The 23,743-nt window shown below is 42.4% G+C and carries 28 protein-coding genes, 3 tRNA genes and 2 pseudogenes; 11 read left to right on the forward strand and 22 right to left on the reverse strand.

All coding sequences use genetic code 11. The features are described from left to right. Positions 1–45 precede the first annotated feature (45 nt). From LRM48_RS03435 to tilS, 7 genes and pseudogenes are all read right to left on the reverse strand, one after another. Complete coding sequence (locus LRM48_RS03435; RefSeq protein ID WP_129631678.1) at positions 46–360, reverse strand: dUTP diphosphatase; 315 nt, start codon at positions 358–360, stop codon at positions 46–48. 217 nt (positions 361–577) lie between these two features. Next, the gene (locus LRM48_RS03440) at positions 578–841 is read right to left on the reverse strand and encodes a SemiSWEET family transporter (protein WP_061582780.1); all 264 of its coding nucleotides are present in this window, start codon (positions 839–841) and stop codon (positions 578–580) included. Positions 842–887: 46 nt separating this feature from the next. Then, positions 888–1,064 (reverse strand): annotated as a pseudogene (locus LRM48_RS03445) (transposase); the annotation flags it as partial. Between the two features lie 112 nt (positions 1,065–1,176). Further along, positions 1,177–1,989 (reverse strand): annotated as a pseudogene (locus LRM48_RS03450) (GTP-binding protein); the annotation flags it as partial. Beyond that, entirely contained in the window at positions 1,989–3,641 is a 1,653-nt protein-coding gene (murJ, locus tag LRM48_RS03455) for a murein biosynthesis integral membrane protein MurJ (protein ID WP_243812203.1), read from the reverse strand. The pseudogene LRM48_RS03450 and the gene murJ, both read right to left, overlap by 1 nt. 6 nt (positions 3,642–3,647) lie before the next feature. Further along, positions 3,648–5,516, reverse strand: coding sequence for an ATP-dependent zinc metalloprotease FtsH (gene ftsH / locus LRM48_RS03460; RefSeq protein ID WP_243812202.1), 1,869 nt, complete (start codon positions 5,514–5,516; stop codon positions 3,648–3,650). Positions 5,517–5,544: 28 nt separating this feature from the next. Beyond that, positions 5,545–6,381, reverse strand: a complete 837-nt coding sequence (gene tilS / locus LRM48_RS03465) for a tRNA lysidine(34) synthetase TilS (RefSeq protein ID WP_129744601.1) — start codon at positions 6,379–6,381, stop codon at positions 5,545–5,547. A 74-nt stretch (positions 6,382–6,455) separates the two neighbouring features. Between tilS and LRM48_RS03470 the strand changes: the two genes are divergently transcribed. After that, a tRNA-Met gene (locus tag LRM48_RS03470) sits at positions 6,456–6,532 on the forward strand. A 51-nt stretch (positions 6,533–6,583) separates the two neighbouring features. On the opposite strand, the gene LRM48_RS03475 is transcribed toward LRM48_RS03470, so the two are convergent. Beyond that, entirely contained in the window at positions 6,584–6,748 is a 165-nt protein-coding gene (locus LRM48_RS03475; RefSeq protein ID WP_164999847.1) for a hypothetical protein, read from the reverse strand. 140 nt (positions 6,749–6,888) lie between these two features. On the opposite strand from LRM48_RS03475, the gene LRM48_RS03480 reads away from it, so the two are divergent. From LRM48_RS03480 to LRM48_RS03505, 6 genes are all read left to right on the forward strand, one after another. Further along, positions 6,889–7,626 carry a hypothetical protein gene (locus tag LRM48_RS03480; RefSeq protein ID WP_243812201.1) on the forward strand — a complete coding sequence of 246 codons (738 nt, stop codon included), beginning with the start codon at positions 6,889–6,891 and terminating at the stop codon, positions 7,624–7,626. Continuing rightward, complete coding sequence (locus LRM48_RS03485) at positions 7,620–7,907, forward strand: hypothetical protein (protein WP_243812200.1); 288 nt, start codon at positions 7,620–7,622, stop codon at positions 7,905–7,907. The genes LRM48_RS03480 and LRM48_RS03485 overlap by 7 nt, the downstream gene beginning before the upstream one ends. An 8-nt stretch (positions 7,908–7,915) precedes the next feature. Beyond that, positions 7,916–9,286 (forward strand): dihydrolipoyl dehydrogenase family protein, encoded by a 1,371-nt coding sequence (locus tag LRM48_RS03490; RefSeq protein ID WP_243812199.1) that lies wholly within the window; start codon positions 7,916–7,918, stop codon positions 9,284–9,286. A gap of 30 nt (positions 9,287–9,316) precedes the next feature. Continuing rightward, positions 9,317–9,392 (forward strand) — tRNA-Ile (locus LRM48_RS03495). Positions 9,393–9,474: 82 nt separating this feature from the next. Then, the gene (locus LRM48_RS03500) at positions 9,475–9,900 is read left to right on the forward strand and encodes a hypothetical protein (RefSeq protein WP_243812198.1); all 426 of its coding nucleotides are present in this window, start codon (positions 9,475–9,477) and stop codon (positions 9,898–9,900) included. A gap of 43 nt (positions 9,901–9,943) precedes the next feature. Continuing rightward, positions 9,944–10,020: transfer RNA gene (locus LRM48_RS03505), tRNA-Met, on the forward strand. 368 nt (positions 10,021–10,388) lie between these two features. On the opposite strand, the gene LRM48_RS03510 is transcribed toward LRM48_RS03505, so the two are convergent. From LRM48_RS03510 to LRM48_RS03530, 5 genes are all read right to left on the reverse strand, one after another. Continuing rightward, complete coding sequence (locus LRM48_RS03510) at positions 10,389–10,805, reverse strand: hypothetical protein (RefSeq protein ID WP_243812197.1); 417 nt, start codon at positions 10,803–10,805, stop codon at positions 10,389–10,391. Between the two features lie 25 nt (positions 10,806–10,830). Beyond that, positions 10,831–11,793, reverse strand: coding sequence for an ADP-ribosylglycohydrolase family protein (locus LRM48_RS03515; RefSeq protein ID WP_243812196.1), 963 nt, complete (start codon positions 11,791–11,793; stop codon positions 10,831–10,833). 325 nt (positions 11,794–12,118) lie between these two features. Continuing rightward, positions 12,119–12,610: a hypothetical protein gene (locus tag LRM48_RS03520; protein ID WP_243812195.1), complete on the reverse strand. Its 492-nt coding sequence runs from the start codon at positions 12,608–12,610 to the stop codon at positions 12,119–12,121. Positions 12,611–12,747: 137 nt separating this feature from the next. Continuing rightward, positions 12,748–12,954: a hypothetical protein gene (locus LRM48_RS03525; protein WP_082001355.1), complete on the reverse strand. Its 207-nt coding sequence runs from the start codon at positions 12,952–12,954 to the stop codon at positions 12,748–12,750. Between the two features lie 67 nt (positions 12,955–13,021). Beyond that, a complete protein-coding gene (locus LRM48_RS03530; RefSeq protein WP_243812194.1) occupies positions 13,022–13,687 on the reverse strand; it encodes a hypothetical protein in 666 nt (221 codons plus the stop codon). Positions 13,688–13,771: 84 nt separating this feature from the next. Here LRM48_RS03530 and LRM48_RS03535 point away from each other — a divergent pair, with 84 nt between their 5' ends. Next, positions 13,772–15,022, forward strand: coding sequence for a UDP-N-acetylmuramate--L-alanine ligase (locus tag LRM48_RS03535; RefSeq protein WP_243812193.1), 1,251 nt, complete (start codon positions 13,772–13,774; stop codon positions 15,020–15,022). Here LRM48_RS03535 and LRM48_RS03540 read toward each other — a convergent pair. Both LRM48_RS03540 and trmB read right to left on the reverse strand, forming a co-directional pair. After that, positions 15,019–15,366, reverse strand: a complete 348-nt coding sequence (locus LRM48_RS03540; protein ID WP_129744607.1) for a nucleoside triphosphate pyrophosphohydrolase family protein — start codon at positions 15,364–15,366, stop codon at positions 15,019–15,021. The genes LRM48_RS03535 and LRM48_RS03540 overlap by 4 nt on opposite strands. A gap of 17 nt (positions 15,367–15,383) precedes the next feature. Further along, positions 15,384–16,025 carry a tRNA (guanosine(46)-N7)-methyltransferase TrmB gene (trmB, locus tag LRM48_RS03545; protein WP_129744608.1) on the reverse strand — a complete coding sequence of 214 codons (642 nt, stop codon included), beginning with the start codon at positions 16,023–16,025 and terminating at the stop codon, positions 15,384–15,386. Between the two features lie 24 nt (positions 16,026–16,049). On the opposite strand from trmB, the gene LRM48_RS03550 reads away from it, so the two are divergent. Next, positions 16,050–16,952: a mechanosensitive ion channel family protein gene (locus tag LRM48_RS03550; protein WP_129744609.1), complete on the forward strand. Its 903-nt coding sequence runs from the start codon at positions 16,050–16,052 to the stop codon at positions 16,950–16,952. A gap of 5 nt (positions 16,953–16,957) precedes the next feature. Here the strand turns inward: LRM48_RS03550 and LRM48_RS03555 are convergent, their stop codons facing one another. From LRM48_RS03555 to LRM48_RS03570, 4 genes are read right to left on the reverse strand one after another with little or no spacing between them, the layout of a single operon-like run. Beyond that, positions 16,958–17,302, reverse strand: a complete 345-nt coding sequence (locus tag LRM48_RS03555) for a hypothetical protein (protein ID WP_129744610.1) — start codon at positions 17,300–17,302, stop codon at positions 16,958–16,960. Next, a complete protein-coding gene (locus tag LRM48_RS03560) occupies positions 17,295–17,837 on the reverse strand; it encodes a hypothetical protein (protein ID WP_243812192.1) in 543 nt (180 codons plus the stop codon). Before LRM48_RS03560 ends, LRM48_RS03555 begins: the two co-directional genes overlap by 8 nt. Before the next feature lie 40 nt (positions 17,838–17,877). Then, complete coding sequence (locus LRM48_RS03565) at positions 17,878–18,147, reverse strand: YtxH domain-containing protein (RefSeq protein WP_129744612.1); 270 nt, start codon at positions 18,145–18,147, stop codon at positions 17,878–17,880. 19 nt (positions 18,148–18,166) lie between these two features. Further along, complete coding sequence (locus LRM48_RS03570) at positions 18,167–18,388, reverse strand: hypothetical protein (RefSeq protein ID WP_129636661.1); 222 nt, start codon at positions 18,386–18,388, stop codon at positions 18,167–18,169. A gap of 156 nt (positions 18,389–18,544) precedes the next feature. On the opposite strand from LRM48_RS03570, the gene LRM48_RS03575 reads away from it, so the two are divergent. Beyond that, positions 18,545–19,084, forward strand: coding sequence for a VIT1/CCC1 transporter family protein (locus LRM48_RS03575; protein ID WP_129744613.1), 540 nt, complete (start codon positions 18,545–18,547; stop codon positions 19,082–19,084). Positions 19,085–19,223: 139 nt separating this feature from the next. Here LRM48_RS03575 and LRM48_RS03580 read toward each other — a convergent pair whose 3' ends face one another. The 3 genes from LRM48_RS03580 to LRM48_RS03590 are packed head-to-tail and all read right to left on the reverse strand — an operon-like array spanning position 19,224 to position 22,672. Then, a complete protein-coding gene (locus LRM48_RS03580; protein ID WP_129744231.1) occupies positions 19,224–19,784 on the reverse strand; it encodes a CAP domain-containing protein in 561 nt (186 codons plus the stop codon). A 48-nt stretch (positions 19,785–19,832) separates the two neighbouring features. Next, positions 19,833–21,611 carry an aspartate--tRNA ligase gene (gene aspS / locus LRM48_RS03585; RefSeq protein WP_129744230.1) on the reverse strand — a complete coding sequence of 593 codons (1,779 nt, stop codon included), beginning with the start codon at positions 21,609–21,611 and terminating at the stop codon, positions 19,833–19,835. A 38-nt stretch (positions 21,612–21,649) separates the two neighbouring features. Next, positions 21,650–22,672, reverse strand: a complete 1,023-nt coding sequence (locus tag LRM48_RS03590; RefSeq protein ID WP_164999942.1) for a CBS domain-containing protein — start codon at positions 22,670–22,672, stop codon at positions 21,650–21,652. 53 nt (positions 22,673–22,725) lie between these two features. On the opposite strand from LRM48_RS03590, the gene LRM48_RS03595 reads away from it, so the two are divergent. After that, a complete protein-coding gene (locus LRM48_RS03595) occupies positions 22,726–23,418 on the forward strand; it encodes a DsbA family protein (RefSeq protein WP_243812190.1) in 693 nt (230 codons plus the stop codon). Positions 23,419–23,743 lie beyond the last annotated feature (325 nt).

Below are 23,743 nucleotides of genomic sequence, written 5' to 3' on the forward strand. Positions count from 1 at the left end.
TTTCGTACATTTTATTACATCTGCGCTTTTCAATACTAGTATATACTATTTCCACTGTCGCGTCTGGTTGATCTTGTGCTTCTCAAAATACACTTCCGCCAAATTGACGTCAAACCGATTTGCCAATTCCATCAAATAGTTCAGCACGTCCGCAAACTCCTCGCGCAGATTGTCATGATTGTCAGGTTTTTTCTCATCCTTAAATCCTGTCTCTTTGCGAACTGCTTTTGCCAGCTCGCCAACTTCCTCAGTAAACAATAAGAATACTTCAGTGACAGAATTTTTATCCCATCCCTTTTCTTTACATGTTTGATCGAGGTGTTTTTGTAATTCAGTTAAGCTGATTGTTTGTGGATTCATGATTTTTCCTTCTTTAATCTTAATTAACTTACACTTGATGGAATATAAACATAGCAGGAAGCAAGAATCTGCTCGCTATCCAATCCTATTTTTAATTACTATTATACTCTGATTTATCAAACAATATATCACTTTGGTTAAATATTTTTTCCTGTGATAGTCCAAAATCTCTACCAGCAACTTTTTTATGAAGTTGCTGGTTTTGTTTATATAACTTTTATAAAGAAGTAATAAAAGTTAAACCGCCTAATATCACTCCCGCTGCATTGGGAATGATGAGGATCCAGTCTTTTTTAGGTTCTTTTGTCCAACCATAGATTACCCAAATTAAACAAGAAACTGCTGCGAATAGTGGTTGGAATGGTTGAGCTTTTTCTCCTTGTAGGTTAGCGATAATTTGTGGAATATATGCAATAAAGACAAGGATCCCAATAAAAGCTCCAATAGATCCGACAAAGCGATTAATTTTTTGTTTAGACATATAATACCTCATGAGGTTTTATTATATTATAAAGGAAAAGATGCTGTCAATAATTTTGTGTAAACACTCTAGTAGAGTCTTCAAACAAAGTAACTAAGTAACGTTCCAGAGCCTCCTCGTTAGGAAAAAGAACCTTCTATTTCGTTTGACGTTTGATTTCTTTATTAAGAGACTTAATGAGTTTTGTCGAATAAATGCTATGCCAAATCTGGTAAGGAAACTGATTTCAGCAATCATACGCGTCAATACTACGAACCAACGCCAAAAAAATTCAGTTAAGCTTATTGTTTGTAGATTCGTGGTTTCCCTTTTTAATCTTAATTAAAATATCTCCCCAGTGTTACCGTATCGCCAACCCGCGCCTCGCGTGTCGTCTTCAGGTTTGTCACAATATAGCCAATTTCGCCAGTTTCAAGCGAAGGGTCGGGCTGCATGGCTGGGTTAAGATGACCAACTTCCAGAGCTAGTCCATTTGCGCCAGTCGCCATCATTCGGATAGACTCACCCTTTTTAATTCGCCCATCAACCACCCGCACGTATAAAATCACGCCACGATAATCGTCATAATAACTATCAAAAATCAGCGCCCTAGTTGGACCATCAACCTCGCCAACTGGCGCCGGGATTCGCTCAACAACCGCATCCGAAACCTTATCTACGTTTTGACCAGTTTTAGCAGAAATATGAATAATCTCGCTCTCGTCACAGCCCAACAAATTAATAACTTGTCTGGATACGCGCGGTATGTCGGCGGCTGGCAAATCAACCTTATTTAACACCGGAATAATTGTCAAATCCTGCTCCATCGCCAAGTAAACATTCGACAATGTTTGCGCCTGAATTCCCTGACTAGCATCTACCACCAATATCGCGCCCTCACAAGCCTGCAAACTACGCGAGACTTCATAACTAAAATCGACATGCCCTGGAGTGTCAATCAAATTCAGATCGACATTTTTATATCGCATTCGCACCGGCGCCAACTTAATAGTAATGCCTTTTTCCCGCTCCAAATCCATCGAATCCAGCAACTGCGACTTCATCTCGCGCTTCTCTACCGTCCCAGTCATCTCCATCATTCGATCAGCCAGCGTAGACTTGCCATGATCAATGTGAGCAATAATACAAAAATTCCGAATATTTTCCATTAGCCCTTAAACTCCAATCGTCCAAATAACACTTTTTTCAATCGTGCAAGAATCGGGTCAATTTCTGGCAATTTTAACCACTTTGAAGCCGCGGCATACGCACCAAAACTGACCAATGAAATGATAACGAATTTCGGAAAAGCGCTAAAGAAACTGTCGTCATGATAACGAAACGGCATAATTAGCACGGCAATATAACAAACCACGCCTGTAACAGTTCCAGCAATTATCATCTTAAAAATCGCTCGCACAAACGTCATGTCGAATAATTTTGGCATTTGACGATTCATAACCGCCAAAAGGACAACCACCTCCAAAACCGCCACTGTTGATTGAGCCCAAGCCAATCCATACGCGCCCATTTTCAAGACCATCGATAGAACAATTGCTAAAATAATATTCAAAGTAATCGAGAAAATTGAAATATACAGCGGAGTTTTCGTGTCTTGTCGGGCGTAAAATGCTCGTGCGGCCATGTGGTAAATGGTTCGGAATAAAATCGCCACGACCAAACAGCCCAAAATTCCCGCGATCAGTTGATTGCCACCATTGCGAATAAAATGCACGACGTATCCCCTGGTAAAGAAAATCACCACCGACACCGGAAGAGCCATCCAAAAAATAATTCTCAGCAGGGAACGCAGGTCTTTTTGAAATAGGTCATTTCGACCTTCACCCAAATGCTCAGTCAATTGAGGAAAAGCGGCATTTGAAATCGCCACGCCAATAAGATTGATCGGCATCATATGGAGGGTCAAAGCCTGCTGGTACGCCCTAACCGTTCCGTCAGCCAAGCGCGAAGCCAAATTGACCTCGACCAAGCTAACCACATAATCCATTCCTTGATCAACAGAACGCGCCGGCAGTAAAGATAAAACTTTCCTAAATCCCTTATTCCGCCAATAAATTTTGAAATTGTAATCAAACCCAAGCCCAGCCAAGCCAACCGCGCTGACGATCAATTGCAGGAACGAGCCCAAAACCACACCCAACGCCACACCCATAATGCCGCCGTCAAAAATCTGCCAGCCGAATAAATTGACACCGCCAGTGAACCACACCGTACCGATAATAATACCGATGTTATATAGCATTGGCGCCAGCGCACAGAACATAAATCGCCCGACCGCTTGCTGGATACTAGCAATCACCGCCGCAACCGCAAAAATAAACGGATTAACCGCGATCACCTGCATCATACTGACCGCCAAAGCATGACCAGATTCACTCAGACCAGGCGCGATTAAATACTTCATCAACGGATCGGCAAAGATAATAATCAGCACCGACGCCGCCATGGTGATTAGCGCCATGAAATTAATCATACTCGAGCTAATTTGCCAAGCAGACTGCTTATTACCCTTGACCCAACGCTCATTAAAAACTGGAATGAACGTCACACTAAGCGCACCAGAAACCAGCACTGCAAACATAAAATCTGGCACCATGAAAGCCGCCGTATAGGCGTCTAGTCCAACCGGGTATCCCGCCAGCGCTCCATTTTCGCTTGGCATATAGGCAGAGTTCAGCAGACGATCACGGAAAAACCCCAGCAAGCTCGACAACAACGTCGAGCCCGCCAGAATCGTAGCAGCCAATTTCACATTAAGCCGCTGATTTATTTTCGTGACCGTACTACGAACGCGCCCCATAGTATTTTACGAATGCAGTTTAGCTTCTTTTGGTAATTTAGTGCCCTTAAGAATCTCGTCAACCTCAGATTCTTCCAGAGTTTCTTCCTTCAGTAAGGCCTCAGCCAACTTATCAAGGAACGCACGGTTCTCTTTCAATACCAACATTGCACGATGTTTAGCTTCGGTAATCAATTGCGCAACTTCCTCATCAATCATCTTCGCAGTTTCATCAGAATACGGACGCTCTCTGGTCATTTTATCGAACATCAAACCGCCGTTATCTTCATGGAATACTTGATCGCGCAAACCCTTGCCCATTCCTTGCTCAATCACCATATCACGGGCAATTTCAGTCGCTTTTCGCAAATCCGAACCAGCTCCAGTAGTGATTCCGTCATCGCCGTAAATCAATTGCTCAGCGATTCGTCCGCCCATTGCCCGAGCCAAAATATCTTTAAACTCGTAAACATTTGTGTAGCTCTTATCTTCTGGCGGCAAGAACCATGTTACTCCACCAGTACCGCCGCGCGGAATAATTGTAACCTTATGAACCGGGTCAGAATCAGGCAAGACGTGACCAACAATTGCGTGGCCAGCTTCGTGATAAGCAGTCAACTCTTTCTCGTGATCGTTCATTATCTTAGTCTTGCGCTCTGGACCAATTGCCACACGCTCAAACGCCTCAGTTAATTCGTCATTTGAGATCTTCTTCTTATTGCGACGCGCGGCAATGATCGCGGCTTCATTAGCCATATTTGCCAAGTCCGCACCAGATGAGCCAGCGGTTTTTGCCGCCAATTTATCAAGATCAACAGTTTCGTCAGTTGGCTTTTTCTTAAAGTGAACTTTTAGAATTGCCTCACGATCTTTACGTTCTGGCAATGTAATATTCACACGTCGGTCAAATCGTCCAGGTCGAAGCAAAGCTGGGTCCAAAACGTCCGCGCGGTTGGTTGCCGCCAAAACAATAACATTCGTTTCGCCATCAAAACCATCCATCTCTACCAAAATCTGGTTCAAGGTTTGCTCACGCTCGTCATGACCACCACCCATACCAGAGCCACGCTTACGACCCACAGCGTCAATCTCATCAATGAAGATGATGCATGGAGCATTTTTCTTAGCCTTTGAAAACAGATCTCTCACTCGGCTAGCACCAACACCAACAAACATTTCCACGAATTCAGAACCGGAAATTGAGAAGAATGGCACACCAGCCTCGCCAGCAACAGCTCGGGCTAGCATCGTCTTACCCGTACCAGGATTACCGACTAATAATACGCCTTTTGGAATCTTTGCGCCCAAATCTTTATATTTCTTCGGATGTTTGAGAAAATCAACAACTTCCTGTAAATCTTGCTTGGCGTTATCATTTCCAGCGATATCTGTAAACAGAACCTTTTCTTTGTCCTGTCCATACAGGCGAGCCTTACTCTTACCGAATCCCATGGCTTGATTATTTTGACCCTGAGCTTGGCGCATCATAAACATGAAGAACACCACGATAATCAGCACAGGCACAACCATAACCGCCAGGTTCCACATAGTTTCGCCGGTTGTTGATGGCGGGATAACTTTCACCTCAACCTTAGCATCCTTGTTCAAGCCCTGCTCATAAATACTACTAGATTCCTTGACTGAATGCTCGGTAGGTTTTGATTGATCTTTCGGAGTAATCTTAATATCGTTTCCTTGAATCTCCAATTGAGCAATTTTACCGTCATTTGCTCGACGCACCACATCAGATAATGCAACATCTTTAAGATTTGACGCAGGGAAGAGTGTTGCGTAAAAAATTAACGCTACAAAAATTATAATTGCCCAAAACAATCCAAATCGTAAAATTTGACTTATTCTATTCTTTCCATTTCTTTGAGGCATCTTAACAGCCATTCTCAACTAATCCTTTCGCCTATACTAATCAAACTCTCTTTATTATAACACTTCTTAGCGTCAATTTCATCACAATGCCGCCACCAACTTGCCAGCAAGAGCCAGCTTTCCCAGTTTTTATAGCAATTAGCATACGCTCCAATTGAGAACCCAGTAACGACACATCATAATGTCGTAAAACGTAATAATATAGCAATTCTTGTGCGACATTATCATCTATCATCGTCAAAAAATACCGACTAAGTACTTCTCCATCAAACTTCTCTATTTCCTGCTCAATTTTCCCTCTTAATTCTCTCTGTTTTCGCCACGCCTCATACACTCCAAGTTTCTGATATTCATCAAGTTCACGATTTATCTTACGCCTAAATTTATTTCTCTGATACAAGTCGCTTTGATTTGTCTCATCTTCACACCATTCCAATTTCTGGCGAATCGCATATTCATAAATTCTCTGCTTAGTCCAGCTATTCATCGGCCTAACTATTTGACTATCGCTCATCCCCGCCAAACCTCGCCATCTGGAGCCACGCTTAAGATTCATCGCTACAGTTTCAATAATGTCATCTCGATGATGTGCTGTCACTATCACGCCATCAAAATCCGTCGCCACGCCACGCAAAAATTCATACCGTCTTTGGCGCGCCAATTCTTCACTGGCATCAGCCCCCAGTTTTTCGCGCCGACAAACAAATTGTATCTTATATCTATCAGCTAAAGCCTCGACAAATCTAGCATCGCTCGCCGAATCCTCACGAATTCCATGGTCAAAATGAGCGACCACCAAATCTTTTTCCGTTCGCGACATCAAATCCAGCAAAACTACCGAATCAATCCCACCACTGACTGCGATAATATATCTCACATATCCATTATCTCACAATTTACCTAAAACGTATTTGGCAAATTTTATACTATCTGTTACAATCAATGCAGTGTGGCACCGTAGCTCAGCTGGTTAGAGCGCAGGACTCATAAGCCTGAGGTCGGTGGTTCGGGTCCACCCGGTGCTACCAGAAATTATCTTTCCTCGTCAATACGGCGGGGAATTTTTTATAGATACTGAATTAAATTAGCTCAAGCTCTTCAGATTGGACACCATCCAAAGCCGCCAATCGCCGCGACACAAAACTATCCAATTCCCATGAATTACGCTGACGCTCCCACGTTGCTAAATCCTTTTTTCGGGTTACTTCTAAAAATTCAGCTAATTCACTGGTGTTGATTTCCATATTTTTTCCTTTTTTGTATTAATTATTTAACTGTTTTTATACTATCATAAATTTGACAAAAAAGCAATACCTTTTTCGGTCATTATTTACCTTTTCATTCCGCTTGTGGTACACTGGTAGAGAAGGATTTATACACAAAAATGACCCCCGTAACAATCTCATCACTGGCCACCATAATTTTTGCAGCGATTATTCACGCTAGTTTTCAGCTTAGCGTCAGTGTTTTAACGTTACTTAGCGGGCATTCAATTGGCAAAAAAACCGCCCAGAGAAAAATTTTTCGTATGAGCAACAGTTTTGTATTTGGTGTTTCAACAATCACTCTACTGCTCATTAGCTCCATTTCCTATTTCTTATCACTATTTATCCACCACGCCACCAGCGCAGAACAACTCGTTGCCGCCGTCTCTTCAGGGATGATGTTTGGCTTAGGAATTGCAATTTGGGCATTCTACTTTCGACGACAACCAGGAACTTCATTATGGCTTCCACGCAATTTTGCAGAATATTTAAACAAGTGCACCAAAAAAACCAAAAACTCCGTAGAAAGCTTTGCTCTGGGAATAATTAGCGTTATTGCAGAAATTGTATTCATCATCGCGCCAATTATCGCCGCCAGCCTGGCCATTATTACCCTACCAAACCCCTTTTTGCAAATCATCAGCGTAGCGATTTACGTCATCGTGTCCGCACTGCCGTTGTTTGTCGTTATCGTCTTGATCGGCAGCGGACGCAGCATCTCTAATTTACAACGTTGGCGAGAAGATCATAAGAGATTTTTGCAATTCGCCAGCGGTGGCAGCCTACTAATTTTGGCGGCATTCCTATTCGTCGACCGCGTTATTGGTGTCATTAGCTACGGAGGCAATTTATGGTAAAGCCAGATCAAATTGACGTCATCAAACAAGGAAAGCGACCGCCAGAGGAGTTTAGTCCAGACAAGCTCCACAATTCCATAATTGCCACCTGCCTAAGCGTTCGTACGCCAGAAGGTCAAGCTCAAGACATCGCAAAAACCGTCACTTTGGGCGTTATGAATTGGTGCGAAACTCACCCAGAAATAACCTCTGCCGATATCCGCCGCCAAGCACAACGCATTATGAAAACTCTGCATCCCGACGCGGCTTATTTATATAAAAATTACAAAACCATAATTTAGGAGATTTGATGTCGCAAAAACCAACTTTTGACTATGACTATATCGTAATTGGTAGTGGCGCTGGTGGATCACCCGCAGCCAGCATATTAGCAAGTGCCGGAAAAAAAGTTGCTGTTGTAGAAAAATCAACATTCGGCGGGGAATCACCAAACTGGGGAGATGTACCAACTGGATTCTTAACTCACGCTCTTAACGTTTATCAAACAGCCAAAGATGCTGCTAAGTTTGGATTGCGCACTAACTCTGTTGGATATAACTACCCTTCTCTGCTCTCCTGGAAAGACAAAGTCGTAAAGAGGACTGGAGCTGGTGGTAATCGCTATTATTATGAGAAGCAAGGCATTAGTGTTTTTGCTGGCAATGCGCATTTCTTGAGTCCGAACGAAATAGCCGTCAATCGCAGACATTTGTCCGCTCGCAAATTTCTCATTGCAGCTGGATCTAATTGGCAAATTCCAGAAATACCTGGGTTAAGCGCCGTTTCTTACCACACTCCAAAAACTATTTTTAGCTTGAAGCGTCCACCAAAAATCATGTTCATTGTTGGCGCGGGAGCTACAGCACTAGAATTGGCGCACATCTTCTCCACCCTGGGAACAAAAGTTTACGTAGCAGAGAAATCGTCCAGAATATTATCAACATTTGACTCAGAAGTCAGTGCTTTAGTTACGAATGACGCAAAAAATCGCAACATTTCAATCTTAGCTCGCACTAAAATTATCGCCATACAAAAATCGTCTATACAAAAACGTGTCACCTTTCTACAAGGGCGAATAGAAAAATCTGTACGCGTTGATGAGGTTCTAATTGCCGACCAACAATTGCCTGCGACAGATTTAGGCTTAGAAAACGCTGGCGTAAAATATACCGAAAATGGCATTTTGGTTAATTCTTCCCTACAAACTTCCGCTCGACATATTTTTGCCGCAGGAAATGTAACTGACGCCAATATCCAAACCCACACAGCCTTAGCGCAGAGTCGTATTGCGGCTCATAATTTGTTACATAATAATAAGATTAAATTCAATGATTCCCCACGCCTACAAGTTGCATTTACTCAGCCAGAAATAGCTCAAATTGGAATGAATGAATACGACTGTAAAGCGAAAGGAATAAGCGCAAAAATAGCAATTGTTCCGCTCACGACTACCGTACGCAGCAATATTACCGACCAGCGAATAGGTTTTGTGAAATTGATCGTTGATAAGAAGCGAGTTATTATCGGTGGGACAATTGTCGGGCCACACGCTAGCGATATGGCAGCCGAGCTAGCCTTGGCTGTTCGGTATAAAATTACCAGCGAAGAACTGGCGTCCACGCCGCATTGTTTTACTTCTTGGTCAGAAGCTGTGCGAATTGCCGCCGGAAAACTTCTATAATTACCTCTGATGCGCTATAATAAGTCTCACGGGGGCGTAGCTCAGGGGTTAGAGCAGTCGGCTCATAACCGATTGGTCGCTGGTTCGATCCCAGCCGCCCCCACCACGGTTTGAATTTGATAATCATAAGATGAATATTTTTACCATTCCTGCTACAATATTATGTGGTAGATATTAAATTTGCAAAAATGAACAAATTAAAACTCAAACGATTAATTTACAGAATACAGCACGACTATTTAACCCTAAATAATGTCGTTATTGCTGCTGCGATTTTAATTGCTATGAGTTGGGCTTGGGGCTCCATTGAATCAATGCAAAAAAACTACGAACTGCAACGCTCTATCGACAACAAACGCCAGCAAGTGGAAATAGAAAAATTACAAGTCGCCTTGCTGGAATACGAATCGAAATATTATCAAAGCGAGGAATATCAAGAATTGACCATTAGACAGCGCACAGGAAAAGGTCTACCTGGCGAAAAACAGCTCATCACCCAATCTTTCGAAAGCGCCACGCCTGCCCAAAAACTTGCGTCGGGCGCCAAGCGAACGGATAGCAACTTCCAGCAATGGATGAACTTTCTATTTGGCGGCAATAGTCATAAACACTAAGGTATTGCAATTATCACGTTAAGCTGATATCATAATTATGTATCGCGGGGTAGAGCAGCCTGGTAGCTCGTTTGGCTCATAACCAAAAGGTCGTAGGTTCAAATCCTACCCCCGCCACCAAGAAAGGTTTTTCAGGCTCTGGAGAGCCTTTTTTGGTTGGTAGTATTCTGTAAAATACACTGATTTCAAACCTATGGTTTTTATAGTCATATATCAACCCCCTGTGTGAATAATATGCTTTGGGACTTTGTCTTAGCGCCCGGCGAAGCCAGTATCCATTGTCTATCTACATCTCGCAAATCTCAAGAGCAACATCAATATCAGTCTCTCGTATTGCTTGCTGACGCTCTAGTCGCTGTAGCTAGTCGGCTATCATTACCTTATCGTCATCATACGCATTTATTAGATCTGTTTTTCATACAACAATCCAAACACAAAAAGTAGCGGTACCTAGCATGACCTATCTTGACAAAAGATGACTCTAGGATTTATCTCTTAAGGAGAGATACTTCTGTCTCAAGCTTACGAGATTCTTCGTCAAGGCGAGCCCGAGCAGAGTCTTTATCGTCATAGAATTCTGATTTTGTTTCAGCATAATTCCCCAAACCGAAGGGTTTATAATAGATAATTTGATATCGCTTATCGTCTAACTCCCACAGCTCAAGCGAGGTGTATAGGTCATGCTTTATTGCTCCACTCAGCCCTAACTTATGCCGTAAATACCACTCACTAATCAGCGTTCCTTTGGGGATATTTGAGTGGTGGTTAGTTCCTTCTTTGGCGACTTTACCATTCTCAATAAGCGCCGCTAGGAATATTCCTCTTTCGCTTGGGTTAATATCCTTGTAGCTAAACTCTTTTGTGGCTAGTAGTTGCTGAGCGGTTTCTAATGTTATTTTGTTCATATAGTCATTCTCCTCATGATTTGTATTAAGCTACATCTTCCTCAAACCGTGTATGCAGGACAGGGCAATCGTCCATTGCGGCTAGTTTATCTGCTAGTTCAATAATATCATTCCCTTGATAAACATCACGCCGCCATTCGTTCGGTATCGCATCAAGTCCATAGTATGCACCAGCTAATTGCCCGTACACCGCCATGGTCGTATCAACGTCGCCACCTAGGCACATAACTGCCAATATTCCATCCTCAAATGTGTCATAGTTCATAAAGCCCCATAAAGCTATCTGGAGTGTGTATACGACATAACCTGGCTTATTCTTGAGCTTATCCGTCTCGACTCTCTCTTTTAGCTTGTTCAGCAGCTGGTCATAGTGTGCGCCAGTACTATACTTACTAACGTCTATAATATCTGCTTTGTTTTTTAGATGGATAGCGTTATGTAGTATAGCAGCAAATACTTCAGCAGCAGCTTCAGCCTCATAGGAGTAATGCGTTTCTCTAGCAGAGACTTGAGCAAGCCGTATCACGTCACGGATATCTCGTTTGCCGTAGGCAGCTATCACGACTGGTGCGAGGCGCATTACGACACCGTTGCCGGCACCATCGCTCCGATTCATCGTTTTGTGAACAATAGCGTAACCGCTAGCGTACATATCCAGCATGATGAGCGTTTGCATGCCGATACCCTCGCCATAGTCAAAATACGAGCGGTAGCCCTCTGATTGCCATTTGCAATACTTATCCATAACGTTCCACGAATCATAGCCGCCACATTCCAGCAAGCTATCTGCTAAACATAATGCCATAGAAGTGTCGTCTGTCCAGACGCCACGAGGAAAGTGTGCTTCATCGTGCATATGACGCAATTCTTCTTTACGAGCGACAATCTCATCACTTGTGTAGCCGTGTTCGATAGGCGCACCGAGGGCGTCGCCTATAGCTAAGCCGAGTAACATACCCTGGAGCTGTGCTTGAGAGTTTTTCTTCATTATTTTGATTATATCGTCAATCTCCTAAATAAGCGACCTCAATTAGCTCTTTGTGGCAATCTTAGTCTAACCCAACCGCGACATTTAGTGCTGATTTATAAATTTATCAGGCTGGATAACGTAAAAAGTAGTCAAGAGGATAATTTATTGATATTAACACATTCTGTTACGATATACTTTAGCGGTGGTTGGGTATCTTTATTGAAGGGGTGGTCGCCTCTATTAAGCGTCTCCAGCTCAGAATCTCGCTACAGATATGGTTCCAATGTAGATGCACTTGGGCCACCAAGAAAAATCCCTCTTCATTCAGAAGGGGGCTTTTTCTTTACACATCATTATCTATGCAACCCTTATCCCAACCCGGACGTTCCTTGCCTGCTTTAGTCAGAGATGTGGCTGTGCGAACTTTTTTATAATCCAAAACACCACTTAGAACAGCCTCCCCTAATTTACCATACAGTTCACAATCAAGCTTAAGTGGACATGCTTCACAAGCATTTATAGCAAGTCTGCCGACTTCAGAAATATCACTACCCCTGTTTCTTTCTATGCGACGAGCTCGATCATAGTTGCCACGACCTCTATGATATTCGGCAAAGCCAGCACGACGACGAATCCTGCCGAAAAGATCACACATCTCAACTATAATTCTATTTCTCTTCGTAAAATCTTCATCACTATAGCTATTCGCATCAGGAACAAAATCTTCGCCTAAATAATCCAACGGCACAACATTACCATCCGAATCAACAACATCAATAACGCCCGCTCTGTTCGGTCTAGCAAGCGCCAACACTTCAACCGTCTTTGACTTCATATAGCGTTTATTATATCATAATATCCATAAATAATCAACCCTACAAAAAAACTCCCCTGCTTTTTACAGAGGAGTTGTGGCACCTGTTTGTTTGGTTCTACTATATCACCAAACACGCTTATGGTGCAAGCAAAGGACTATTTTTTCTTAGAAATTGTCAAAAAGCCGTTGCGTGGGTTTTCTTTCACAATACGATCTTCTGGTAGATCACATGGTGTACCCTTTTCATTCTTCTCAACCTTAGCAAAGAAGTAAATAGTTTGAGTCTTGCCGCCGCGCAAAGTTACGTCAGTCTTGTGCAAGTAATATGTGATGCCCTTTGAGTTGGTATGTTTATAAGCCATTTGGTTATATACCTCCTATTAATGATATACCTATATAGATTACTATCTCTATATCACCCCTGTCAAGCTAAAAAAGCTTATTTCGTCGCCTAAGCATCAACTTTAGCATCCCCAGAACAACCAACCTCATTATGATAATCATGGCAATGAATATCGTCACCAGCAAAGACCACCCCGCGTAATCAGCTGACCATATCGGCGAGACGAAAGTGTGATAATACGGCTCAGTTGAAGGCGCTTCAAACTGCAAGTTGGTGGCTTTCGCGGCAGGATATTTCGCCCACTCCTCGTTAATACAATTGATATACCTCGGATCCGCCTGTGTCGTAAATCGGCCGTAACCGCCTTGCTGCGCTCTAGCATCACAGACAACCCTAACTTTCGACACAGTATCATTGTTAGACTGATTTTTTATCTCCTCCTCGAACTCTTTCAGCTTCCGGTCATACATTTGTTTATACGTATGATCCAGCGCAATCTTCCCCGGATCAGCGTTCATGTGCGTAGATACATAACGCTGCAAATCGTATAGTCGCTGCTGAAGATTGACTATATCTCCAGCCTTATCTGCATTTTCTACAGATTCTCGTCGCTCGACCATACCAACATTATTCAATCTCAAAAAAGTTGCCGAAATAAAACCAGACATAATCAATAAAATCACCAACTGCCAAGTCTTAATCTGACTGAGCCGCTTAATTCTGAACTTGGTTTTCTTCTTATCTATAGCCATCCCACCACTTTCTCTATGGTTTTAGTATAGCAAATTATCCCAATGACGTGAATATTACTACCGCTGCGGTGGTATAATATTTGTATGCGAATTTATTTTTCAGGAATTGGCGGCGTTGCCATCGGACCGCTGAGCAGAATTGCCTTAGGGGTCGGGTATGGTGTTTGCGGCTCCGACAAATCACCAAGTCTTATCACAAACGAATTAGAGTCAGCCGGAATTCCTATTTCTTTTGACCAATCTGGCGCGTTCTTGCAATCAGAGCACGATAAATCACCATTTGATTGGTTTATTTACACCGCTGCTTTACCAGAAAATCACCCAGAATTAGTCTTGGCGCGAAAACTAGGCATAAAAACCAGCAAGCGCGACGAGTTATTAGCGCAAATAATCGCCGATAAAAACCTGAAACTTATCGCGGTCGCTGGCACCCACGGGAAAACCACAACAACGAGCCTGCTAGTCTGGACAATGGAGCAATTGCAAATTCCTGTTAGTTATTCTGTGGGTTCGACTTTAAGCTTCGGACCAAGTGGAACGTTTGATAAAAATAGCCAATTTTTCGTATACGAGTGTGATGAATTTGACCGCAACTTTTTGCATTTTTCTCCAGAAATTAGCCTTATCACATCTGTTGATTACGACCATCCAGACACATATCCAACAAAAGAATCCTACTTAGACGCCTTCCGTGAATTCGGCGAAAAATCTAAAAAAGTTATCGCGTGGCAAGAAAATTCCGCCATATTTGATGAGAAAAATCTAACAATCTTGCACGATTCCAATAAAAATATCACTCTACCCGGCGAGCATAACCGAAAAAATGCTACTTTGGTGATCGAAGCTTTGAAATATATGGGAGCGGACACAGAGGAGTCAGAAATATACCAAGCAATAAACTCCTTCCCCGGATCAGGACGACGTTTTGAAAAGCTCGCCGAAAATCTATATTCTGACTATGGACATCACCCAGTTGAAATTCAAGCGACACTACAGATGGCTAAGGAGCTGTCTAATGATGTAGTCCTGGTTTATCAGCCACACCAAAACGTTCGCCAGCACGAGATAATTGGTCAATACACTAATGATATTTTCCGTGACGCCAATGAAATTTACTGGCTGCCAACTTACTTAACGAGGGAGAATCCAGATTTGCCAACCTTGACGCCACAACAACTTGCCAAAAATATCGACAAAGAAAAAGTTCGTTTCGCCGAATTAGATGACAGTTTATGGCAAGAAATAACCGCGGCAAGGAACTCTGGAAAGCTCGTCCTGTGCATGGGCGCTGGCACAATCGACGGATGGATTCGCGAGCAATTAGCTAAAAATTAGCGATCATCGCCGCTGCCGTGAATCTTCCCTCGACTCTGGCGGCTAAGCAGTTTATCATTATTTCTGCGAGCCACTTCCTCTAAACTACAACCAAGCAAATGCGCTATAGAATTGACATACCAAAGCACGTCACCGAGCTCTTTTATTATTGCGCCGCGATCATTCTCTGAAATCTCGCCATTTTTATCACGTAGGATTTTCTTAAATTTCTCCATGACTTCGCCAGATTCGCCACTTAATCCCAATATCTGCGCCATCAACCTCGCGTCAACATCACCATATTTATGAGAATCTTTATCTGTTAAAGTAGAAATTGCTTTAGTCGAATAATCGTTAAATTGCATAATATTCCTTTCATTTATTAGCGCGTAACTCTTACGAAATTAATAGTTTTTCCTTCGCCAATCCACCTTTGTTCGTAAGTCGTCATTATTTTATATTCGTCACTTAGCGCGGATTCATGAAGATCAAAACTCAACTCTTTAATTTGCCACTTTTCTGCCACCAATTGCTCCAAGCTCCAACAGAAAAAATTGTGATCGTCGTGTTTGATTAATAAAGATCCGTCCGGTGCCAGCAATGAAGAATACTTCTTCAAAAAATTAGGATGAGTCAAGCGGCGCCCAGCGCTATGTTTCCTCGGAAACGGATCAGGAAATGTTACCCAAATTTGCTCCAAAGAATTCTGCTCCACTAATTGGTCTATTTGGTCAGCCCGCACTCGAACAAAAAACACATTCTCCAGCCCTTTTTCCTCAGCAATTTTCGCGCCCTTCTGCAACCGATCGCCTTTCACGTCAATTGCTAAAAAGGTCTTTTCGGGATGGCGCAATGCAAGCTCCACACTGAATAGTCCAGTTCCAGCACCGATTTCCAAACAATCGACTTCCCGTTCTATCCACTCGTCAAACTCAAAACATAGAGGTGAATTGTGGAATAAAGCGAATTTATACTTCTTACGTTTTCTGGTGATAATAAATTGATTCGGATCGACAAAACTCATATTTTCTATTATACTAAATCAATAATGGATAAGCTTATAAAACAGTTTTTAGATTCTTCTACGTTAGGTCAATGGCTGCATAGCAACAACCTTGGCTGGCTAATTAGTGAGCGCATTATCGACACAGTCAGCATTATTATCGGCTCTGTTTTTGTTTATTTTCTGGGAAAATATTTATTGTCTTGGACTATCCATTATTCTATACGCTCCACCGCTAAACATCGTTCCTGGCACCGTAAAGACATAGAAAAGCGCGAAAAAACTCTCATCCAATTAACTCGCAGTTTCTGGCAAATTATTATAATTTTCTATGTCGCCGCAATTGTCGCCAATAAGCTATTCCTATTTGATTTATCGCCGCTATTCGCTAGTGCTGGCATAATCGGTGTGGCATTAGGATTTGGCGCTCAATCACTCGTTAAGGACTTCTTGTCTGGTATTTTCATCATCGCCGAAAATCAATATCGTGTTGGCGATGTTGTTGACGTAATGGGAGCCGCTGGAACCGTCGAGAGAGTTGGTACTCGCACTACTGTTATACGAGATTCTGAGGGCAATGTTCATTATGTTCCGAATGGCACGATTCAGCACGTTATCAATAAAACTATGGGCTATAGCATGTCGCGATTCAGCATTTATATCGACCCAAGTTCTGACATTTCTGCAGTTACAGACATCATTAATGCCACCGGCCAAGAATTGGCTAAAGAAAAGGCTTGGCAAAAGAAAATTATCGATCCGCCTAAATTCGTTTCCGTTGGTGACATTACTGGACGAGGAACAGAATTGATCATTGCCGGAAAAACCCAACCATCCGATCAGTGGTCTGTTACCTCTGAAATGCGACATCGATTGTTACAAAACTTTGATCGCGAAGGAGTTCTTCTGGCGACTCTGCCGACCCCAACCTCAATAACCAGAAGATAAAAAAATTAATTATTAGACAAACCCAATTCTTTATCGCTTAACACATCATTAGAAAACGCTTTGATCTTATTCACACTCTCTACTTCTTTGTCATAAATTCCCAAAAATTCCTTCAACGTATCCTTGTTTACTGAGCCTTGCGCGTCAAATTCGTGACTTTTCTCATTCGCATCCTTGCTAATTTGCTTGCGGCGAGAAGCGTATTCTGGGCGACTCAAATCCAATCGATAAGCGTCAGTCTTGTAATACATAAACATCGCAATCGATACTAATAAAATCGAAACTGCAATAGTCAGCCCAATAAACGTAGCGAATTTATAACTACGGAATAATTCCTTAGCTCTATTCATTAGACCCTCCAGACAGCGAATTTTTAATAGCTTGCACTTCTTCTTTATATCTCACTAACAATCCATCCAAGATTTTCACATCCTCAGAAAGTTTATTACGAGCCTCGCGAGCGACGGTCAATTTTTGATAATAGTCCGCCACATTATTAGAGCAATTTGCGCGCTGAAGATCGGTCATCGCAGTATCGTAATCGTTGTAATTGCTATTAAACTTAAGTCTCGTCGACTCGAACTCATTAGTAATATTCACCAACTTTGAGCTGTCCAGCTTATTGATTGCCAACCGACCGTTCAGCCTGGCCATAAGTTTGGTAGAAATAGAATTATATCTCTGTCCAACATTAACTCTAGTTAGAGCGTCATTGGTGTGGATGTTTTTAATAGCAACTCTTACGGAACTACAATTTCGTTCAAGCGTTTTTATAATCTCAGAATCAGCCGTAGCATCAACCGACTGAGCCTCAACTGCTCGTGGCGTCACTAACAAACTAGAAGCAATCAAAAAAGACGCGAGATAGAAAGTAACTTTTTTCATCACTTATATTATCTCACGTCTTCTTGAATAGAGTCAAATATTACTTGAAACGTTTTTCGACGTTGCCCTTAACATCTTTTGCGGTTTCTACTACAGCGTCTCCAACTTTCTGAGAGCCAGCTTTCAATGAGTCTACACTGTCTTTAGCTGCAGCGGTCGCTTTGCAAGCCACCTTTTCAGTGTCGGCTTTCAATTTTACAGCCTTATCCTTCAAGTCTTTCCTTGTTTCCTTGCCGCTCTTTGGTGCAGTTAAAATTCCAGCTGTAAAACCTGCTGCTACTGCTCCGATAATTGCTAAAACTTTTTTCATATATTTACTCCTTTTTTAATTATTTTTTACGAAATAAACCTGATATTTCACTAAAAACTTTTGTTGGTGACAACCACTCAGTTGCACTAGCTACGTTAGTTGTAATTTTACTAACGCTTTTCATGACTGTATTAAGTCTTACCAACAAGGCGATGACCACTGCCAGTAGCGTTACGATAATAACCGACAACAATCCTACGATGATTGATAATAAAACGATGGCTGTTTGGATATCTTCCACGCTTTACCTTTCTGCAAAAGTTTATATTTGTTATGTTTATTTTAGCATGCTTGTTAAATTGTTTGTATTAGATAATCTAACTATTTCACTATAGCATAAGCTTATTAAATTGTCAATAGGGATGTCTACTAATCGTTAATAATATGATAAACTGGTATGGTTATGCGAGATTTCTTCAAACGATATATACCGGAATTTGTTTATGGCGCGGTCGACGGCACAGTAACAACATTTGCAGTTGTGGCGGCTTCTGCTGGAGCTGGAATATCCAGTTCAGTCATTCTTATATTAGGAATTGCTAATTTAATAGCCGACGGATTCTCAATGGGCTCTAGCGCATATTTAGCAGCCAGCGCTGAACACGAAGAGTCTGTTCGCGACACCCAAAAACGCTCATCCCCAAAGATCATAGGCGCAGTAACATTCTTAGCTTTCGTGGTAGTCGGTAGCGTACCAGTATTACCATATTTGATTGACGTAATTGCAAACTTAAAAGCACCAAACGCGGCATTATTCTATGTTAGTTCGGCGCTAACTGCGGCAACGTTCTTAGCAATTGGCTTCATCAAAGGTAAAGTCAGCAAACAATCACCTTGGCAATCTGCAGGTATAACACTGCTCCTCGGGGCAACTGCGGCAGGACTAGCCTACTTTGCGGGCGACATTTTGGCAGCGTGGCTGGGTATTAGGATTTAGTTATATTATTCTTGTGTTTTGGTTTGGGTGGTTATTTGCATGGTACTGCAAGTACTGACGGTATGACGCGTTGTCATTCATAAGAAAAATCTCCTTTCGAGACAAAAGGAGATTTGGGGTTTGTGCTATATACTAACTGTTATCTTGAAATACAAAAATGCTGAACTGCGTATGTTTTGCTATTGTCACTACTGCGGCTGACGCCAAGTCCAATTTTCGTATAATCTGGGTTTTGTATCGCTTTGCGGTGTGGTTCTGAGTTCATCCACCAGTTAAAAGCATCTCTGCTTGTTGACTCGAAATCAGCCCAGTAAAAATTTTCACTAACCGTATGACAACCAGCTTTACTCATTAGGTTTGCCATCTCTAATGAATACCAATTATCTGTACCTGGTATATTGTGCTGTTTGTATCCCTTAGCTAACATATCGTCAGATTTTAGCTGCGCACTCATGTGTATATTTTCGTCGCTCGTTAATGGCGCCACCCCGATCCGTGCGCGTTCGGTATTGACCAGTTCCAGAATTTCGCCAGCGTCTACAGGACCAACATCATACTTACTCTTTGGTTGCTCCTGCTTTTGCTCCTGAGCTACTTCAGCAACTGCTTGAGCGTTTAGACGAGTCTTTAGCCATAAGCTACCACCTACACTCACTATGAGAGCTACAATTATAGTAGTGGTAACTATAGCCTTTTTCATACCCTCACACTAACACAACCAAAACGGTAGATCAATATTGCAAATATTCTACAAACCTAATTCGCGCAGCTGAGCAGGGTCGACAACCGATGGTGAATTCATCATCATATCCACGCCAGAGCCATTCTTTGGAAACGCCAAAGTCTCGCGGACGTTTTGCTCATCGGTCAGTTCCATCAAAATACGATCAACGCCAAAAGCGCATCCTGCGTGAGGCGGAGCGCCGTATTTGAAAGCACCCAACATAGCACCAAACTTTTCTTCAACATAAGATTCACTGAAGCCCAGCAAACCAAACACTTTATATAACACCGCTGGATTATGGTTGCGAACGCCGCCAGAGCAAATCTCATAGCCATTCATCACCATATCAAACTGATCAGCGACAATGGATAATTTTTCGGCGTCAGTTTCAGCAGACTCCAGAGCCTGCAAACCGCCCTTTGGCATACTGAACGGATTATGTCCAAAGTCAAGATTCTTACTACGCTCATCCCATTCATAAAACGGAAAATCAATAATCCAAGCAAACGCCACGACCGATGGGTCCTTAAGATTAAAGTGCAAGGCAAATTCATTGCGCAAGCGCCCCAACACCGCGTTAACAACCGAGCGAGAATCAGCGCCAAAGAACACTGCATCGCCATCAACCGCACCAGTTTTCTGCTGAATGTCAGCCAATTCCCTCTCGCTCAAGAATTTCGCAATTGGAGATTTTGCTTCGCCGTCTTGATATGTGATGTATGCCAAACCGCCAGCACCCTCACTCTTAGCGATGTTGGTGAAATTGTCAATTTGCTTGCGACTCAAACTTGCGCCATTTTTTACGCAAATAGCCTTAATGCATTCAGCATTTTTAAATACGCCAAACTCAGTCTCAGAGAACACATCCGTCAATTCTATCAATTCCATACCAAATCGCAAATCCGGCTTGTCAGAACCGTAAGTTTCCATGGCGTCGCGATACGAAATTCGCGGAATTGGACTGCCATCACCAACCGCCAAATCGCTCAAATCCAACAATTTTTTACCAGCAAAATCAGTCGCCAATTGCTTCATCAAAGGCTCAACTTCAGTGCGAACTTCTTCACCATTTTCAGCAAAACTCATCTCCAAATCAAGCTGATAAAACTCGCCGTACAAGCGATCTGCTCGCGGATCTTCGTCACGGAAACAAGCCGCCAACTGATAATAACGCGGCACACCACCAACCATCAGCAGCTGCTTAAACTGCTGTGGAGCTTGTGGCAAGGCGTAAAATTTCCCTTCCTGCAAACGGCTCGGAATTAGAAAATCACGCGCACCCTCAGGACTTGAATTAGCCAAAATTGGCGTTTGAATTTCAATAAAATCTCGATTGTCCATATATTCATGGATTCGACGATACATTTCGGCGCGTTTTTTAAGCATGTTTTGCATTTTTGGACGACGCAAATCAAGATAACGATACTTGAATCTTAGCTCTTCGCCGGCTTGATTGTCCTCGGCAAATGGCTGAATTGGTAAAGTTTCAGCTCGGTTCAAAATCTCCAAATTGTCCACAACAATTTCCACATCACCACTGGCAATATTCGGATTTTTCAGACCTTCGCCACGCTCCGCAACCACGCCACAAGCACGAACCACGAACTCATCTCGTAAGCTTTCCGCCAAAGAAAAAGCATCTTTTTTATCAGGGTTAATAACCAACTGAACCAAACCCGTATGGTCGCGCAAATCAATAAAAATCAACCCGCCATGATCACGCCTGGAATGAACCCAGCCCGCAACTGTAATATTCTCACTAACTTTTTTAGAAGTTTCTGCCGCCAAAATTCTATTTTTCATATCTGTTATTATAGCATAATCTGGGCAAATTCCCAGAATTAAACATCTCGTCGAGTTTTTGTGGGCAGATTATTTTTCTGCGGATTAGCCGTAGCGGCTTTACGGAGATCTCCATAAACATCATATTCGTCAATGATTTTCTGACCTAATAGCGCTTCAATTACGTCTTCTAGGCTCAGTAGACCAACTGTTTCTCGAAACTCATTTACAACAATAAACAAGTGGTGCTGCGTTTTCAAAAATGCAGCCAAGGCGTGCTGTAGAGTTTGATTTTCACGAATATAATAGACGTCTTTACTCATGGCTGTTTCCGCACGATGAGATTTTGCTTTACGATCAATTGTCAGCAAATCCTGAATTCTCAGCATACCAACAACATGATCAATATCGCCATCAATGACAGGAAATCTGCTATACCCTTTTTTATGAAGATCATCAAGCACTAGCGGCCCGAGAAGTTCATTCATGGGCACCGATTCAATCATGCTTCGCGGCGTCATAATTTCCTCGACTTTCATATCGTTGAACTTCAGTCCGTTAGCAATAAGCTTTTTCTCAGAAGACGAAATCACTCCGCTGGATTGAGCCACCATTTCCAGCAATTCTTCTTTCGATTCAATCACCCGACTATCACCAACCACCGGCGACACCGAACGGATTAACGACAAAATTACTTGATGTCGCTCAATTGTCGTTAAAATTAGCGGTTCGTATTTTTCATAAAGTTGCTGTGAATATTTCTGCCACAAGCCAATTCGCGCGATAGCTCCGATTTCCAGGGCTATTATAATTGACAAAACGAGTCCAGCCGCCCAATTGAACAAATAAACGCTAATAACACTTAAAATTACCAAACATAAAGAAGCCACGGCGCGCTGCAACGAAATAATATCCCGTAAAAACTCCCTTTGTTGTAAAAGAATTTTAGCCTTTTCATCGCCTAGTCCACTTCTCCGCCGCAGCTCAAATTGGCTATGCGAAGACGTTTTCGGCTGAACTCCCAGCACTATCAGCAAAACCGCCAAAGTAACCAAATATCCAAAAATTAGCACAATCGTCATAGTTTTATTGTACCGCATTCCGTGCTATACTTACTAGAGTAAATGGAGGTAAAATGAATAAGAAAAGCTGGATAATTTTCGAAATTATTGTAGTGGCAATTGTTGGTGGAATGGTTTATATTTCGACACAAAATCGACTAAACATTAGCGATATCAATAGCGATCAGCTGAACACAGCTATCAGCGCAGAATCAAGAAATGGCAATATTGCGGATCATGAAATTGGTAGCAAAGACGCCAAAGTAACAATTATCGAATACGCCGACTATCAATGCCCTGGCTGTGGCACCGCTGCACCAAAAGCCGAAGCACTAGCTAAAAAATATAAAGATCACGTTCGATTAATTTTCCGTAATTTCCCAATTGCCAGCTCACACCCTAACGCGCGAGCTGCCGCTGCCGTAGCTGAAGCCGCTGGCCTGCAGGGTAAATTCTGGGAAATGAATGAGCTTCTATATGCAAATCAGGACGCTTGGAAAAACGCCAACACTACAGAGCGCGACAACATTTTCAAATCTTATGCTGAACAATTGAAACTTAATATCGATCAATATAAAACCGATATTGCCAGCAACAAGGTTAAAAATAAAATCGACTTCGATATGGCTCTCGGTCGCAAACACGGCGTTGCCGCAACACCAACTTTCTACATAAATGGAAAAAACACTGAGATGGACAGCTCTGGCTCAATTGAATCATCAGTCAAGGAAGCCTTGAAAAAAGCTGGCGTTGAAGTAAAAGATTAACGCATTTTCACACAAACCAAAATCCCGCTCCGGTGCCTTGGAGCGGGATTTGTTTATAGTCGTCCCTATTCTATTGTTGGAGCCGACTGCACTCACTTTTTATTGTGCTATGTATGTTTGCCATTCGGCAGGCACCACATCCACCGCGATCTTTTTGCGCCTTGATGGCACAAATTTGATTGCTATTGGCATGTGTTTTGCACTCCTCATTATTATGTGCAGCCCCACGCGCTTCGACCTTTATCACTTAATATCAGCAATTTAATGCTTCGGCGCGAGACATGCTAACAATGTTACCAAACGTTTATTGGCACGTCAAGCAAAA

The organism is Candidatus Nanosynbacter sp. TM7-008 (genome assembly GCF_022828245.2).
Classification (GTDB): domain Bacteria; phylum Patescibacteriota; class Saccharimonadia; order Saccharimonadales; family Saccharimonadaceae; genus Nanosynbacter.

Excerpts from the sequence above, each read along its gene's own strand:
- LRM48_RS03535 (WP_243812193.1), top strand. The coding sequence starts at position 13,772 with ATGCGAATTTATTTTTCAGGAATTGGCGGCGTTGCCATCGGACCGCTG.
- LRM48_RS03590 (WP_164999942.1), bottom strand. The coding sequence starts at position 22,672 with ATGACGATTGTGCTAATTTTTGGATATTTGGTTACTTTGGCGGTTTTG.
- trmB (WP_129744608.1), bottom strand. The coding sequence starts at position 16,025 with ATGAGTTTTGTCGATCCGAATCAATTTATTATCACCAGAAAACGTAAG.
- LRM48_RS03435 (WP_129631678.1), bottom strand. The coding sequence starts at position 360 with ATGAATCCACAAACAATCAGCTTAACTGAATTACAAAAACACCTCGAT.
- LRM48_RS03560 (WP_243812192.1), bottom strand. The coding sequence starts at position 17,837 with ATGAAAAAAGTTACTTTCTATCTCGCGTCTTTTTTGATTGCTTCTAGT.
- LRM48_RS03550 (WP_129744609.1), top strand. The coding sequence starts at position 16,050 with ATGGATAAGCTTATAAAACAGTTTTTAGATTCTTCTACGTTAGGTCAA.
- LRM48_RS03485 (WP_243812200.1), top strand. The coding sequence starts at position 7,620 with ATGGTAAAGCCAGATCAAATTGACGTCATCAAACAAGGAAAGCGACCG.
- LRM48_RS03440 (WP_061582780.1), bottom strand. The coding sequence starts at position 841 with ATGTCTAAACAAAAAATTAATCGCTTTGTCGGATCTATTGGAGCTTTT.
- LRM48_RS03515 (WP_243812196.1), bottom strand. The coding sequence starts at position 11,793 with ATGAAGAAAAACTCTCAAGCACAGCTCCAGGGTATGTTACTCGGCTTA.
- LRM48_RS03540 (WP_129744607.1), bottom strand. The coding sequence starts at position 15,366 with ATGCAATTTAACGATTATTCGACTAAAGCAATTTCTACTTTAACAGAT.
- LRM48_RS03575 (WP_129744613.1), top strand. The coding sequence starts at position 18,545 with ATGGTTATGCGAGATTTCTTCAAACGATATATACCGGAATTTGTTTAT.
- LRM48_RS03525 (WP_082001355.1), bottom strand. The coding sequence starts at position 12,954 with ATGGCTTATAAACATACCAACTCAAAGGGCATCACATATTACTTGCAC.
- aspS (WP_129744230.1), bottom strand. The coding sequence starts at position 21,611 with ATGAAAAATAGAATTTTGGCGGCAGAAACTTCTAAAAAAGTTAGTGAG.
- LRM48_RS03520 (WP_243812195.1), bottom strand. The coding sequence starts at position 12,610 with ATGAAGTCAAAGACGGTTGAAGTGTTGGCGCTTGCTAGACCGAACAGA.
- LRM48_RS03565 (WP_129744612.1), bottom strand. The coding sequence starts at position 18,147 with ATGAAAAAAGTTTTAGCAATTATCGGAGCAGTAGCAGCAGGTTTTACA.
- LRM48_RS03480 (WP_243812201.1), top strand. The coding sequence starts at position 6,889 with ATGACCCCCGTAACAATCTCATCACTGGCCACCATAATTTTTGCAGCG.
- LRM48_RS03475 (WP_164999847.1), bottom strand. The coding sequence starts at position 6,748 with ATGGAAATCAACACCAGTGAATTAGCTGAATTTTTAGAAGTAACCCGA.
- LRM48_RS03530 (WP_243812194.1), bottom strand. The coding sequence starts at position 13,687 with ATGGCTATAGATAAGAAGAAAACCAAGTTCAGAATTAAGCGGCTCAGT.
- LRM48_RS03580 (WP_129744231.1), bottom strand. The coding sequence starts at position 19,784 with ATGAAAAAGGCTATAGTTACCACTACTATAATTGTAGCTCTCATAGTG.
- LRM48_RS03510 (WP_243812197.1), bottom strand. The coding sequence starts at position 10,805 with ATGAACAAAATAACATTAGAAACCGCTCAGCAACTACTAGCCACAAAA.
- ftsH (WP_243812202.1), bottom strand. The coding sequence starts at position 5,516 with ATGGCTGTTAAGATGCCTCAAAGAAATGGAAAGAATAGAATAAGTCAA.
- LRM48_RS03555 (WP_129744610.1), bottom strand. The coding sequence starts at position 17,302 with ATGAATAGAGCTAAGGAATTATTCCGTAGTTATAAATTCGCTACGTTT.
- LRM48_RS03490 (WP_243812199.1), top strand. The coding sequence starts at position 7,916 with ATGTCGCAAAAACCAACTTTTGACTATGACTATATCGTAATTGGTAGT.
- LRM48_RS03595 (WP_243812190.1), top strand. The coding sequence starts at position 22,726 with ATGAATAAGAAAAGCTGGATAATTTTCGAAATTATTGTAGTGGCAATT.
- murJ (WP_243812203.1), bottom strand. The coding sequence starts at position 3,641 with ATGGGGCGCGTTCGTAGTACGGTCACGAAAATAAATCAGCGGCTTAAT.
- LRM48_RS03500 (WP_243812198.1), top strand. The coding sequence starts at position 9,475 with ATGAACAAATTAAAACTCAAACGATTAATTTACAGAATACAGCACGAC.